Raw genomic sequence first — 13,520 nt, 5'->3', positions numbered from 1 at the left:
ATCAGTCCTTTCTTTTTGAATCGGATTTCTCAAATGCTAAGCGGCGCTCTGATGATTGACGGAAGATATCATACATGTTTTCAACCTCATCATTTTGAATGGCCGTTTTTAATCGTTGCATCTCTGCCTCAAAAGTATCGAAAGACTCAAGCAATGCTTCTTTATTTTCTAAAAATAATTCCGTCCATAAATACTCGTTAATGTTCGCAATACGCGTTAAATCACGGAAACTATCGCCGACGTACTTGTATGTTTCACGACTCGTATCATCGCTGTTCATCAGTGCCACTGCAATTGCATGCGTCAGCTGACTCGTGTAACCAATCATCGTATCGTGCATACGCGGCGTTACTTCAGACACGCGTCCAAAACCGATTGACTTAAGAAAATTAGTGAATTCTTCGATGTTTTTTCTGTCGTTCAGTTCCGTCGGTGTAATCAAATAGTTCGCTTTATTAAACACGGCGGCATCGGCATAGTTGTAACCTTGTTTTTCACGTCCAGCCATCGGATGTCCAAAGATAAAATCAACATGCGACGGGATATGTGGCGCAATAAAATCAAGCATCGTTTGTTTTATACCAGACGTCTCAGTAACGATAGCACCGGGCTTAAAGTCCTGTGCATGCGTTTCTAAAAATGTCTTCAAGACTTTCGGATAAAGTGAAATAATGACGAGATCTGCATCTTGTAAAATCGTCTGGTTCGTCACCTCACCATGCTGGATAACGCCGTCTTCTTTCGCACGAGCGAGCGTTTCTTCGTTTTTATCTATCGCTGTCACTTTAAAAGTGTTCGGCATATGTGCATCAATGGCTTTTGCAAATGTACCACCGATGACACCTAGACCGACGAGCGCAATATGTTTCATTAAGGTGACTCCTTTCCTCTAAATGGATTAAATGATCCAAACGTATGATGATATGTGGATTCAGTTTTTAACGTATTGATGAGTGCACCTAAATTCGTGTCTAAAATATCTACTTCAATGAAAAATCCATAGCGAAATGGTTTGTTTTGAATCGGTCGTGAGTTCAAACTGAGCAAGTTACATTTGTGTTCATCAAAAATATTTAATAGTTTCAGCAGGGCACCCGGTTTATGCGGTGTTTCGATATAAAAATAACTGAGTGCGCCGAGTTCTTCATTTTTCTTCGTCGACAAGATAAAAAACCGTGTCGTGTTTGCTTGTTCAGAGTTAATGTCACTGGCAATTTTTACGAGGCCGTTTAAGCGACCTGCACGATCACCCGCGAGTGCCGCATATGTCGTTTGATCTGATTCTGCAACATGACGTGCAGCATTTGCAGTGTCCGTATAACTCACGCGTTTGATGTTCGGATAATCTTTAAAATAATCCTCGGTTTGTGTAAATGCTTCTGGATGAGAATAGACATGCGTCAGTTCAGACAAATCCATTTTCGACTTTGCCCACAGATGATTTTCAATCGGCAAGTACCATTCATCGACGATGTACACATTCTCATATTTGAGTAAATCCATCGTGCGTGTAATCATTCCCGTTGTTGAATTCTCGACTGGTAAAATAATATGAGAAAGCTCGCCGGACTTAAGCATAGCCACCAATGAATCAAACGATTCAACATTTGTTTTACTTGCACCTGCTGGTAAATATTCAGTAAGTGCTGTTTCACTATACGATCCAGGTATACCTAGATACCCAATATTCATGTGCTCACCTCATTAAATTTGCAGTTGTTCTAAGTCGAGTAATGGTTTCGATGCACGTACGAGTGATTCAAATGTTTCTAAAGAAACAGTTTGCTGCCCATCACTCCATGCTTTCTCTGGATTTGGATGTGCTTCGATAACGAGGCCATCAGCACCGCTGACAATCGCAGCCTTACTCATCGGTGTGACAAAATCACGAATACCCGCTGCATGCGATGGATCGATCACAATCGGCAAGTGTGTTTTTGATTTCAAGTAAGGGACCGCTTGTAAATCCAATGTATTTCTAGTGCCTGTTTCAAATGTACGAATTCCACGTTCACATAAAATGACGTTCGTGTTTCCGCCAGCCATAATGTATTCCGCAGACATCAACCACTCTTCGTACGTTGCCGTTAGACCGCGTTTCAATAGAATTGGCTTGTCAATTTTCCCAAGCTCTTTTAATAGTGAGAAGTTTTGCATGTTACGTGTACCAATTTGAATTAAATCGACATTTTCTACGAACATATCTAAATTATCTGCGCTCATGAGTTCAGAGACGATTGGTAATCCAGTTTCCTGCTTTGCCACTTGTAAGCGACGTAACCCTTCTTTACCAAGACCTTGGAAACTGTATGGAGACGTTCTCGGTTTAAATGCACCACCACGGAACATGTTGGCACCCATGGCTTTTAATTTAATCGCCGTTTCGACCATTAAATCTTCATCTTCTACTGAACAAGGACCCGCTGCAATCATGAAATGACCGCCACCAACTTTTACACCATCCACATCGACGATCGTATCTTTTGATTGGAACGAACGACTCGCTTGTTTGTAAGGTTCAGCAATACGCTCAATACGTTCAACTGCATCAAACTTACTGATCGAGTCAGTGGAAATGCGGTTCGTTTCCCCAACAAGACCGATAATTTCACGAGATTCACCTTGCACCTTGTGGACCTGCACGTTGTATTCCCTTAATGCTTCCAGTAGAGATTCCCTTTGTTCCTTCGTGTGATTCTGTTTTAACATAATAATCATGACTCCTTCGCCTCCGGGTTTTATCATTTTTATATAATAAAAAAGAACCCCACCTAGATTGTTATAAAAAATCTAAGTAGGGTTCTCTTATACATTTAAGAGTATGGTTCATCTTATTTGTTGCCTACATTAGATTTTTTCAATCTATGTGGCAACAATTGCATTACAATTAGCCATCATAGATACAAACTCAGTTTGCATCTATGAAAACTAGATACAAACTCTATCTAAAATAGCTAAAATAAAACGATTGAGTTGTCGTTAAATGAATGTGCTGCATAATGAACGACCTCTGTTCTTTAATATTATAATTGCAATCATAGTACGTATATTTTGAAAAGTCAAAATATTTACAAAACTTTTACAATACTTACGATAAATACATAAAATATAGTGCGTACAGTATAAAAGCTAAAAGAGTTATGGGATTAAATAGATACCGACATCTTCATTCAACTCGCGAGAAACCTGCATATCCGTGAAAGTCACAACAATTTCAGCAGTGACCGAAACAATCGCTTTTGAAACATGACCACTCCAAGTTTGGTATTTATCATCACCGAAAGTACCGTGAATGTGTGCGAACGGCTTGCCGTCTTTCAGCGTCAAGTTACCCATCAAGCTGATCAATTCAACATCTTCTTCTAGAACTTTCTCATAATACTTCTTCGTTTTAATATCATAAAAATTTAGGGAAACTAGGTCGCACGCGCCAATGCCAGAAATCGTTGCAAACTTATTTCCGTATTGCTCGGATAGCTTTTCTAAACTTTCGTTAATATCTTCACCAATCTCAAGCACCAACAACACCGTATTGCCAGATTCAAACGTCTTCATTTCAATATCACTACTTTCTTTTTAGTCTTGTCTTTTATCATACGACCATTTATAAAATAACAAAAGCGTTTCATTGCTTGGTTTAGGTGGAATATATAATTAAGGAGTGATAGAGATGAATAAACGTAATGATGAAGATAAACGCATGACAACAAAAGAAGATGAGCGAAAATTGAATGAGCGTCGCGGAGATAGACCAATCAAAGAGGACGTCCCAGCAGATAGTCCCCCAGATGGTGAATTGAAACGAGAAGTAGAGCGAGAAGAAGAAGTTAAAAAGAATAAAGAGTAGGTTGTTTGAGGAGTGCCTGCCAATTCGGGGTGTGAAATTGCTGTGAATTGGCAGGTTTTTCTTTTTGTTGCCAATTCGGTATGTGAAAACGCTGTGAATTGGCAGATGGAGTGGATTTTGGTAGTTTTCGTGCCAATGAAACTCGCTCACAGACACGCAAACGGATTTACGTTCCAATGAAGTTCGCTCACAGACACGCAAACGGGTTTACGTTCCAATGAGCCTCGCTCACGGACACGCAGATTGATTTACGCGTCAATGAGGTTCGCTCACAGACACGTAGATTGATTTGCGTTCCAATGAAACTCGCTCACAGACACGCAAGCGGATTTACGTTCCAATGAAGTTCGCTCACAGACACGCAGATTGATTTACGTTCCAATGAGGTTCGCTCACAGACACGCAGATTGATTTACGCGCCAATGAGCCTCGCTCACAGTCACTCAAAACCCCTAAAAACCACAAAAAAGGATTTGGAACTTTATCTTACTAATTCCAAATCCGTTTCTCTATATTTAAAACAAAAACTATTCCACAATATCCTCTTCGGGAATATCTTTCAATTCTTTTAAGAAAAATGCCATGATCAGTGCGAGTAATGCCAAGAATCCACTGAATAAGAAGGTCGCATTTACACCCAACACTTGAGATTCAATGCTCGGCGACGCGCCATCGATTGACGCGGGTATCAATGTCATAATCGTTACCATAATCGCAGTGAATAGTGACGCTCCAATCTGGCGCATCGTATTGTTCAGTGCGGTACCATCTGGAATCAAACGGTTGCTGATCGAGTTCATCGCATAAGTTGTAAGTGGCATCATTGCAAAGCCGACGGACACGAGTCGTAATGTATAAATAATCGTAATCGCCCAGAATGAAGAATTTTCATCTAAAAATGCCATCATGACTGATGTGATAAGCAGCATGCCTGAGCCAAGAATGGTCAGGTACTTAATACCATATCTATCAAATATGTAACCTGCAATCGGCATGATCAGTCCCATGATGAATGCCCCTGGTAAAATTGCAAGACCAGATTCAAGTGGTGTGTAATCGAGCATCTCTTGCATAAAGACAGGCAGTATATTATTTCCACTAATAATCGATGTGAAAAAGACAATCGCAATGACCGAACTCAATGTGAATGCACGAGATTTCATCACGCGTAATTGCAAAATCGGTTGTTCAAGATTCAATTGACGTCTGACAAATACAGAGACGAGAATTGCTCCAAAAATAAGTGAACCGATTACGAATGGATCAGACCAGCCCATCGTACCTGCTGCTGAAAATCCATATAACAAACTACCGAAACCTAATATAGAAAGAACTAAACTCAATAAATCGAATTTCGGATTTGTCTGGGTTGTGACATTACGCATCGTAAATGCCGCGAAGATAAAGTTTGCAGCAGCGATCGGTAAGACGATCCAGAACAACATGCTCCATTCGAATGATTGAACAACAAAACCACCGAGTACAGGACCAACAGCTGGTGCAACACCGATGACCATACCGAATAAACCCATCGCTCTTCCTCGCTTAGAAACAGGGAATAGATTAAGTAAAATGACTTGAGTCAACGGCATCATAATACCAGCGGAAATCGCTTGAATAATACGACCTGCAAGCAAGACAAAATAATCACTAGATAGTGCTGCGATTAAAGTACCTGTCATAAAAATACCCATCGCAACTAAAAAGAGCGAACGAGTCGTAAATTTATTTATGAAAAATGCTGAGACCGGAATCATAATACCGTTCACTAAAAAGAACGCCGTATTTAACCACTGCGCCTGAGCAAATTCAATATTCAAATCATTCATGATTTCAGGAATTGCCGTAAGAAGTAAGGTTTGATTGAGGATAACAACGATCGCACTTACGACAATAATCGAAATGATAAAACGTCTCTCTGGCTTAGAAATTTCCATATGTAACAACCTTTTAGAAATATAATATGTCTATTATACACGTAAGAATTAAAGTATGACAAAGATGTGAAATGGTACATACTCAATATGTAAGTTTTACTTTTTATAACTTTATTTTTGTAGACATAATCTAAACCACTTATCTCAATTTTTGATGTTTTTGAAAGCTATATCCAGTTTCATCCAAAATACTCACAATTATGTAAACATTAGACGTATTTTATCGACAGAAATATTTACTTATTACACTTCTATTTTTAAATATTCCTATTATAATTAAACATAACTCAACTTTGAACGGAGGCTATTCATTGCTCATTCGATTTTTTATCGCCTTATTTTCTTCTGTTCTGATCGTACTTCTGTTTGCAACACATGTTAAAGCAACGGATGCAGAATCTTATTTATTTAAGTTAGAAACTGAAGACGCAACGATATTTACAGAGATCGTTGCAAATGGAGACACTGTCAGTCGAATGTCTACAGCAAGTAGAACGACGTATCAATACCAGCAGTTTGAAAGTGAAAGCTTAGCGAATATCGCTATGGGCGTTCGCTCGCAAAATTATAATAGTAGAGATGGATTCAAACACTTTTACTCAATAACACCGAGTATTATTGAAGAATTGTTAGTTGTTGATTTTGGTGTCACATCTGAACATTTGAGTCTTACCGAACAAATCAACACGCTGATTCAACAGGGGTTCACTCGTACAGATCGATACCCGGCTGAAGAGAATTTTATTTTAACGGATGATTTATATGTAAGTGGAAATATCGTTTTGGAATATGAAGATGACACATTGTTTAATCGTGTTGAAATAGATTACATCGGTGAGCGAATATTTATTATGACATCGTTGTTGGAACCATCACTTGAATATTACGGTTTTGAAACTGTTGATGATTTCATTCAATATGCCGAAAATCATAGACAACGCGTCAACAGTGAAGGGTATGCATACAATTATTATGTTGAAGATGAGTTTTTAGGAGAGACAACAGAAGTTAGGTTTTACTTATTATCTCCCCAAACGTTTTTTATGAATTTGTATAACCTTGATGAAGCGGAATATTATACGCGTTATCCAAATGGTGTGGACGCCGTTGAAGAGAGAGTCAACAATTATATTTCTCGGGGTTATGAAGTGATTCGACACACGAATAATTCTCCTGAGTTTGATAGAAACTCAAGTATTGATTTCGAGCAACTATATAACGATGCTTCAGAGATTGCCCTTGAAGAGAATTATCCGGATATTGTAGATGATATAATCGAAGCGCCTGAGGAAGAGTTAGATGAAGAGATTGAAGACGAGCTGGAAGAAGAAATTATTGAAGAAGAATCAGAAGAACAAGAAATAATAAATGAAGACATTGAACCTGATGAAGTCGAAGAGACCGAGGAAGAATCTGAAGAGCAAGAAGATATAACAGAAGAACTTGATGACGCACCAGATGAAGAAATTATTGAAGAAGAAATTCCAAATGAATTTGGAGATAGTGTCTCACTGCATCAATACTCAAGCTATGGCAATGTTGCCGTGTATCAAGATTCGGATGCAAAGATCAATATCATTCATCAAGATGGTGTTATATCTCACATTTATATGGAACATACTGAAACACCATTTGATTTGGCGTTTCGATTAGAAGAGGAATACAATCGGTATCAACTGATGGATAATATTTCTGGTTATAATAGTAGCGTATCGAGTAATGAGGATACGATATATTATCAAGTTGGGATTGACTACACTGCATTCTCATTACCAGAGTCTTATATTCCTATCGCCGAAGAGTTATTACCTATATATATGAGCTATCGTCTTTCAAATGTGCATCAGACATTGATTGAGGAGGGGTACCGTTATCATCCGAATGAAGTGAGTTCAGAATCGACACAGGTGATTTTAGAGCATGCACATCATGGTCAAATAGAACTTAAATTTGAAGCGGGTCTCTTGAATTCTGTTGATGAGGATAGTGAAGACAGACGGATGAATGATGTAATTGATGAATATGTGGGCTTAGGTTATGTTATTATTTCGGTAGATAAATAATGATTGTTAGAAATTGTGGAGGCATTACATATGAAGAAATTAATTTATACACTCTCTTGTGTACTGTGTGTAGGTGTTTTATCTACGACTGCATATGCACAAGAAGAAGAAACGGATGATGAGGTCGAAGAATCGATAGTCAACTTCACGCCTGAATCTGAAGAAATTGAATGGTTATTAGAACTGATGAATGGTGCGACGCCATTTGAAGAAGACATAGAAGATGTTTTAGCAGAGGCGGAAGATGTGAGTACGTATTTAGCTTTTTCTAGCTTTTACTCAGGTCAAGTCACAGAGGGTGACACACCGGTTGATGAATCGCTTGTAACGACGACGTTCACTCAATCATTGGTCCATGAAGAGGGCTCACAGTTGGAAGTGGAACGGTATCGTACAGATAGTGAGCGTAATATTTTAGCACCACAATCATATATGAACTCTATTAATAATGAGATGTATTTATATGATACTGTCTCAGGGTCATTTATTGATTATACGACATCAGGTTTTACAGATGACGATATTATGATTGAGCGTTACGACAATATTTACGAAAATTTAGCAAGTAATATTGATGCATTTGATATTTATGAAAATGTTGAGTATTTTATTTTTGTTTCTGAAGCATTACCTGAGTTAGAGAACCAATTCTTAACGCAATCGGGTTGGTCGCTGGACTCGCTTGTCGAGGATAGTTTCGAGTATTCATATATTGTTCTCATCAAAAAGGAAACGTCACGTATTGATTACAACGGCCTTGTTACAGATGCAGTGAACAATGTCGATGAACAGTCATATCGCACAGAATATTATACGTATTACTACGATCATGACATGTATGAAAATCTAGATGAGATGTACGATGAAAATGCATTTGAATATGAAGAAGATGATGAAGCTGAAGATACAGAAGAAACAGAATCAGAAGAATAAGGAGTGAATCAGATGATCAGAAATTTAAGTCAAGTGGTTTTAGCTGTTAGTGATGAGGAAGCATCAGCAAAGTTTTGGGAAGAAAAGCTAGGATTTGTTATTGTCAATCGCACGACAGCTTCTGAAACGAATGAACCGGTCGTTGAAGTCGGCGCACATTTAAATGCAGAAACGACACTCGTACTCCAAAAGCAGAATGGTGTGAAACAAGTAGCACCAATGCTCATTTTCAATACGATGCGTTTTGACGAAGTATATGAAACGTTAAGTGAGACTTTGACTGTTGGCAATGTAGAGGAAGTAAATGGCGTTCGTACGTTCACATTTAACGATCCTGACCAGTATGTTTTCCGTATTAAAGAAGCAAAAGAATTAGAATTTGAATAGTTTATTGTAAAAAAATGTTATACAAATGTAATGCAATTCACTTTCCTTTGCAATAATTAATCTCTATACTAGGTAGGTATTTGTAGAGATATTATTGAAAGGAAGTACTTATGAGAAAATTATTAATGCTTATGCTCGTATCAGTTTTCTTCATTGTAGGGTGTAATAATGATTCGAATGATCGTGACCCAATTACATTAGATACGGATGAAGCAGCAAGTGATACAGAAGAAACAAAAGTTTCTGAAGATGCTGAAGATACAGAACCAGTTGAAGACATTCCGGAAGAATACCAAGGCTTAGGTCTTGAGAAATTTGAACGTGTTGAATCTGGAGTGACATCGAATGTAACTTTAGAATTTGAAGATAACGTTGTGTTACAACAAACAACAGAGAACTCAGCAAACTTTGAAGATGTTGGGCTAACGCTTGAAAGTGCAACAGAAGAGGAAGCGAACCTAACAGCAGACTATTCAAGCATCTATGATGTCACATATGAGACAGAGTTAATTTACGTCGGTGGTACTGAGAAAATGATCATCGACTACCGTAACCAACGTGATGAAATAGAAACGTTAAATAGCTTGTTTATGAATGAAATACCGATTCTAACGCGCGATACAACGGTTGAAGATGCGATTGAATTCTTTATTGACGAAGGTTATACACATATTCAAGATTAATTGTATAAACTGCTCATGAATCAATTGCATTTGAACTTTTACTTTGATATTATGTTAAATACCGTGCTAAGTGGGGGAGTAGCGGAACCCTGTACCTGCAATCCGCTCTAGCAGGGCCTAGATCCGTTTTTGAGGCTGTCCACATTATGGTCTGCCTTTTATATTCTCGTGTTGAGAGTTCGGTCCTATGCAATAGGACGTTGTGAACCATGTCAGGACCGGAAGGTAGCAGCATTAAGCAACTCATCTTATGTGCCGTAGGGTTGCCGAACTTGAGCGAGGTATAGAAGTAACGCTTGATGTGGCTGTCGAGATAACGGTGCACGGCTACATAATTAAACTTCGTCCATAGGACGGAGTTTTTTCTTGTTTAAAGAGAGAGAAATACACCGACTATGTTATAATTATGAACATAATAATATCTGTGTGGAGGAGTCGTTTTATGGAGTATCAAGCGTTGTACCGTGCGTTTAGGCCGCAGACATTTAACGATGTCGTTGGACAGAAACATGTCACCAAAACTCTGAAAAATGCGATTATACGCGATAAAAAATCGCATGCTTACTTATTTAGTGGGCCGCGAGGTACGGGTAAAACGAGCATTGCAAAAGTCTTTGCAAAAGCCTTGAACTGTCCACAACAGACAAATGGAGAACCGTGTAACACATGTCACATCTGTGAGAGTATAACGGATGGGTCAGCAAATGACGTGATGGAAATTGACGCGGCATCAAACAACGGTGTCGATGAAATTAGAAATATCCGTGACAAAATTAAGTACGCACCGACAGAAGCAACATTCAAAGTTTACATTATAGACGAGGTGCATATGTTAACAATCGGTGCATTCAACGCGCTGCTCAAGACGTTGGAAGAACCACCGGCGCATGCGATCTTTATCTTGGCGACAACGGAGCCACATAAAATTCCAGCAACCATCATATCCAGAACACAACGCTTTGACTTTAAAGCGATTGAACATACTGAAATTATCTCGCATCTAGAACACGTTGCTTCTACTGAAGGCGTAGCGTATGATGATGAGGCACTTGCTTACATTGCAAGAACGGCTGAAGGTGGTATGCGTGATGCACTATCGATTCTTGATCAAGTGCTGGCATATAGTCAGGAGAACGTGACGCTAGATGATGTCGTGATGATTACGGGTGGGATTAAAACTGACCAGTTAAGTGAATGGATGAAATTGATTGAAGCGTCTAAATCAAAAGAAGCATTTGAAATGTATCATCGGTTGATTGATGAAGGTAAAGATCCGACGCGATTGATTCATGAACTCGTGTATTTTATCCGAGATAGTATTATTTTAAAAACGAGCAATCAGTTACAAGATGGCGATGCATTTTTCAATACGAGTGAAGAAACAATGTATAAGATGATCAATGTGCTGAATGATGCGATGGTGATGATGCGCTTCTCAGTTAACACAAGTGTGCACTTGGAAGTTGTCATTATTAAATTGATAGAAGTTATCAAAGCATCAACAGAGCAAGATGTTCCAAATGTAGACCTTGGTCCACTTGAAGCGCGAATTAGGCAGCTGGAGCAAATGCTTGAAAACAACGCGCAGCCGACGAGTGAACCGGTTCAACAGCCAAAAGTGACGCCAACGAAAAACGGTTTAACTGAGCGTGAAATTGAAAAGATTTTAAACAATGCGAACCGCGAAGACTTGGAACGATTGAAACAGGATTGGCAGAAAGTGTTATCGCATGTTAACGAGAGTCAAGATTTCTCAATATCTACAATGATTGAACATACGCAACCTGTTGCGGCAAGTGATGAAGCGGTGTTGATTGGTTTCGACAACGGTGTCCAAAGTGACATATTAAATCGTGATGAAGAAAAGCGTAAAAGAATAGAGTCAGCAATCGCGAGCGTCATCGACCGTAACATTGAAGTCAGAGGTATTCCAAATGTAGAGTGGCAACAACAAGTTGACGTGTTCCGTGAAAATTATAAGAAGAAACAGAAACAAGGTACACAACAACAAGAAAAAAAATCATCGGACATCGCAAAAGAGATGTTCGGAAGTCACATGGTTGAAACAGAATAGCTGTGTCATGTAATATATGAATAGATTAATAAGAAAACTCATTAAGGGGCTGTAAGTAATGCGTGGAATGAACAATATGCAAGGCATGATGAAACAGATGCAGAAGATGCAAAAGAAAATGGCTGAAGAGCAAGAAAAATTAAAAGAAGAAACAGTTGAAGGTACTGCTGGTGGCGGTATGGTCAAAGTTGTCATGAATGGGCACAAAGAAGTCATGGACGTAGAAATCGATGAGGAAGTTGTAGATCCTGATGATGTAGAAATGTTACAAGACTTAATCGTTGCAGCGATCAACGAAGCGATGAACAAAGCAGATGCACTGACGTCTGAACGATTAGGAAAACATACACAAGGTCTTAACATTCCAGGGATGATGTAATATGCACTACCCTGCGCCAATATCAAAATTAATTGATAGCTTCATGAAACTGCCAGGCATTGGACCTAAGACGGCCGCTCGCCTGGCGTTTTATGTTCTTAATATGAAGGAAGAAGATGTCGTACAGTTTTCTAAAAGTCTGATGGACGTCAAACGCGATCTGACGTTTTGTTCGACTTGTGGACATATAACTGAAGTTGACCCTTGTTATATATGTAAGGATAAAGAGCGCGATCGCTCAGTCATCTGCGTTGTGCAAGAGACAAAAGATGTCATCATGATGGAAAGAATGCGTGAGTACAAAGGACTTTACCACGTCTTACATGGGGCAATTAGCCCGATGGATGGTGTGGGCCCAGAAGATATCAACGTCCCGCAATTGCTCGAGCGCTTGAAAGATGAAGAAGTAAAAGAAATTATTATGGCGACAAATCCAAATATCGAAGGCGAATCAACTGCGATGTATATTTCGAGATTGGTCAAGCCGCTCGGATTAAAAATTACACGTCTCGCACATGGTCTACCAGTCGGAGGAGATCTTGAGTATGCGGACGAAGTAACACTGTCAAAAGCGATGGAATTCAGGACAGAACTATAAGTGAAAAATCTTTAAAAGAAAAAAGATAAAAAGCTTGCATTAAAAAATTCAGCGTGATACTATAGTAAAGCACTCGAGAAAACTAGAACGTTTTGGAGTGCTTACAAAACGCTTGAAAAAGCGGATTTGCACATTGAAAACTGAATGACAATAAGTCAACGTTAATTCTAATAATTTTGGTATATAACCAACTTGGGGTAACCAAGTAAAAAAATGCAAACGAGCTATAAACTAAAATATAGTTTACTAATTATATGGAGAGTTTGATCATGGCTCAGGATGAACGCTGGCGGCGTGCCTAATACATGCAAGTCGAACGCGACACTTTCGGGTGTCGAGTGGCGGACGGGTGAGTAACACGTGGGTAACCTGCCCATCAGCCTGGGATAACCACCGGAAACGGTGGCTAATACCGGATATGTCTACGGATGAAAGTCGGATTATCTGACACTGATGGATGGACCTGCGGCGCATTAGCTAGTTGGTGAGGTAGTGGCTCACCAAGGCGACGATGCGTAGCCGACCTGAGAGGGTGATCGGCCACACTGGGACTGAGACACGGCCCAGACTCCTACGGGAGGCAGCAGTAGGGAATCTTCCGCAATGGACGCAAGTCTGA

The 13,520-nt window shown here is 39.3% G+C and carries 13 protein-coding genes, 1 rRNA gene and 1 other RNA gene; 10 read left to right on the top strand and 5 right to left on the bottom strand.

What is annotated here, in order from left to right; genetic code table 11:
- Position 1: 1 nt before the first annotated feature.
- From BMW30_RS09420 to BMW30_RS09405, 4 genes are all read right to left on the bottom strand, one after another.
- Complete coding sequence (locus BMW30_RS09420; protein ID WP_091476381.1) at positions 2-871, bottom strand: prephenate dehydrogenase; 870 nt, start codon at positions 869-871, stop codon at positions 2-4.
- Positions 871-1,692 carry a prephenate dehydratase gene (locus BMW30_RS09415; protein ID WP_091476379.1) on the bottom strand — a complete coding sequence of 274 codons (822 nt, stop codon included), beginning with the start codon at positions 1,690-1,692 and terminating at the stop codon, positions 871-873. The genes BMW30_RS09420 and BMW30_RS09415 overlap by 1 nt, the downstream gene beginning before the upstream one ends.
- Positions 1,693-1,704: 12 nt before the next feature.
- Positions 1,705-2,709: a 3-deoxy-7-phosphoheptulonate synthase gene (aroF, locus tag BMW30_RS09410; RefSeq protein WP_245705677.1), complete on the bottom strand. Its 1,005-nt coding sequence runs from the start codon at positions 2,707-2,709 to the stop codon at positions 1,705-1,707.
- Between the two features lie 429 nt (positions 2,710-3,138).
- Complete coding sequence (locus BMW30_RS09405) at positions 3,139-3,555, bottom strand: PPC domain-containing DNA-binding protein (protein ID WP_091476376.1); 417 nt, start codon at positions 3,553-3,555, stop codon at positions 3,139-3,141.
- Positions 3,556-3,670: 115 nt separating this feature from the next.
- On the opposite strand from BMW30_RS09405, the gene BMW30_RS10665 reads away from it, so the two are divergent.
- Positions 3,671-3,847 carry a hypothetical protein gene (locus tag BMW30_RS10665; RefSeq protein ID WP_180366283.1) on the top strand — a complete coding sequence of 59 codons (177 nt, stop codon included), beginning with the start codon at positions 3,671-3,673 and terminating at the stop codon, positions 3,845-3,847.
- A 527-nt stretch (positions 3,848-4,374) separates the two neighbouring features.
- On the opposite strand, the gene BMW30_RS09400 is transcribed toward BMW30_RS10665, so the two are convergent.
- Positions 4,375-5,784 (bottom strand): MDR family MFS transporter, encoded by a 1,410-nt coding sequence (locus BMW30_RS09400; protein WP_091476374.1) that lies wholly within the window; start codon positions 5,782-5,784, stop codon positions 4,375-4,377.
- Between the two features lie 311 nt (positions 5,785-6,095).
- Here BMW30_RS09400 and BMW30_RS10450 point away from each other — a divergent pair, with 311 nt between their 5' ends.
- The 9 genes from BMW30_RS10450 to BMW30_RS09355 all read left to right on the top strand — a co-directional run.
- The gene (locus BMW30_RS10450) at positions 6,096-7,847 is read left to right on the top strand and encodes a hypothetical protein (protein ID WP_143249023.1); all 1,752 of its coding nucleotides are present in this window, start codon (positions 6,096-6,098) and stop codon (positions 7,845-7,847) included.
- A 30-nt stretch (positions 7,848-7,877) separates the two neighbouring features.
- Positions 7,878-8,780: a hypothetical protein gene (locus tag BMW30_RS09390; protein ID WP_091476371.1), complete on the top strand. Its 903-nt coding sequence runs from the start codon at positions 7,878-7,880 to the stop codon at positions 8,778-8,780.
- Positions 8,781-8,792: 12 nt separating this feature from the next.
- A complete protein-coding gene (locus BMW30_RS09385) occupies positions 8,793-9,167 on the top strand; it encodes a VOC family protein (RefSeq protein WP_091476368.1) in 375 nt (124 codons plus the stop codon).
- Between the two features lie 110 nt (positions 9,168-9,277).
- Positions 9,278-9,850 carry a DUF1307 domain-containing protein gene (locus BMW30_RS09380; protein WP_091476366.1) on the top strand — a complete coding sequence of 191 codons (573 nt, stop codon included), beginning with the start codon at positions 9,278-9,280 and terminating at the stop codon, positions 9,848-9,850.
- A 61-nt stretch (positions 9,851-9,911) separates the two neighbouring features.
- An RNA gene (gene ffs / locus BMW30_RS09375) (signal recognition particle sRNA large type) lies at positions 9,912-10,177 on the top strand.
- Positions 10,178-10,292: 115 nt separating this feature from the next.
- Complete coding sequence (gene dnaX / locus BMW30_RS09370) at positions 10,293-11,924, top strand: DNA polymerase III subunit gamma/tau (RefSeq protein WP_091476364.1); 1,632 nt, start codon at positions 10,293-10,295, stop codon at positions 11,922-11,924.
- Between the two features lie 58 nt (positions 11,925-11,982).
- The gene (locus BMW30_RS09365) at positions 11,983-12,303 is read left to right on the top strand and encodes a YbaB/EbfC family nucleoid-associated protein (RefSeq protein WP_091476362.1); all 321 of its coding nucleotides are present in this window, start codon (positions 11,983-11,985) and stop codon (positions 12,301-12,303) included.
- A gap of 1 nt (position 12,304) precedes the next feature.
- Positions 12,305-12,901: a recombination mediator RecR gene (gene recR / locus BMW30_RS09360; protein WP_091476360.1), complete on the top strand. Its 597-nt coding sequence runs from the start codon at positions 12,305-12,307 to the stop codon at positions 12,899-12,901.
- 251 nt (positions 12,902-13,152) lie between these two features.
- Positions 13,153-13,520: ribosomal RNA gene (locus BMW30_RS09355) — 16S ribosomal RNA — on the top strand; the annotation flags it as partial.

This window comes from Aliicoccus persicus (assembly GCF_900110815.1).
Taxonomy (GTDB): domain Bacteria; phylum Bacillota; class Bacilli; order Staphylococcales; family Salinicoccaceae; genus Aliicoccus; species Aliicoccus persicus.
Note: the sequence above shows the minus strand (reverse complement) of the source record. Positions and strands in the feature narration are given on the sequence as shown.

Bases quoted from the DNA above. Each gene is read 5' to 3' on its own strand.
- BMW30_RS10665 (WP_180366283.1), top strand. From the start codon at position 3,671: ATGAATAAACGTAATGATGAAGATAAACGCATGACAACAAAAGAAGAT.
- BMW30_RS09380 (WP_091476366.1), top strand. From the start codon at position 9,278: ATGAGAAAATTATTAATGCTTATGCTCGTATCAGTTTTCTTCATTGTA.
- dnaX (WP_091476364.1), top strand. From the start codon at position 10,293: ATGGAGTATCAAGCGTTGTACCGTGCGTTTAGGCCGCAGACATTTAAC.
- BMW30_RS09405 (WP_091476376.1), bottom strand. From the start codon at position 3,555: ATGAAGACGTTTGAATCTGGCAATACGGTGTTGTTGGTGCTTGAGATT.
- BMW30_RS09415 (WP_091476379.1), bottom strand. From the start codon at position 1,692: ATGAATATTGGGTATCTAGGTATACCTGGATCGTATAGTGAAACAGCA.
- recR (WP_091476360.1), top strand. From the start codon at position 12,305: ATGCACTACCCTGCGCCAATATCAAAATTAATTGATAGCTTCATGAAA.
- BMW30_RS09365 (WP_091476362.1), top strand. From the start codon at position 11,983: ATGCGTGGAATGAACAATATGCAAGGCATGATGAAACAGATGCAGAAG.
- BMW30_RS09390 (WP_091476371.1), top strand. From the start codon at position 7,878: ATGAAGAAATTAATTTATACACTCTCTTGTGTACTGTGTGTAGGTGTT.
- BMW30_RS09400 (WP_091476374.1), bottom strand. From the start codon at position 5,784: ATGGAAATTTCTAAGCCAGAGAGACGTTTTATCATTTCGATTATTGTC.
- aroF (WP_245705677.1), bottom strand. From the start codon at position 2,709: ATGTTAAAACAGAATCACACGAAGGAACAAAGGGAATCTCTACTGGAA.
- BMW30_RS09385 (WP_091476368.1), top strand. From the start codon at position 8,793: ATGATCAGAAATTTAAGTCAAGTGGTTTTAGCTGTTAGTGATGAGGAA.
- BMW30_RS09420 (WP_091476381.1), bottom strand. From the start codon at position 871: ATGAAACATATTGCGCTCGTCGGTCTAGGTGTCATCGGTGGTACATTT.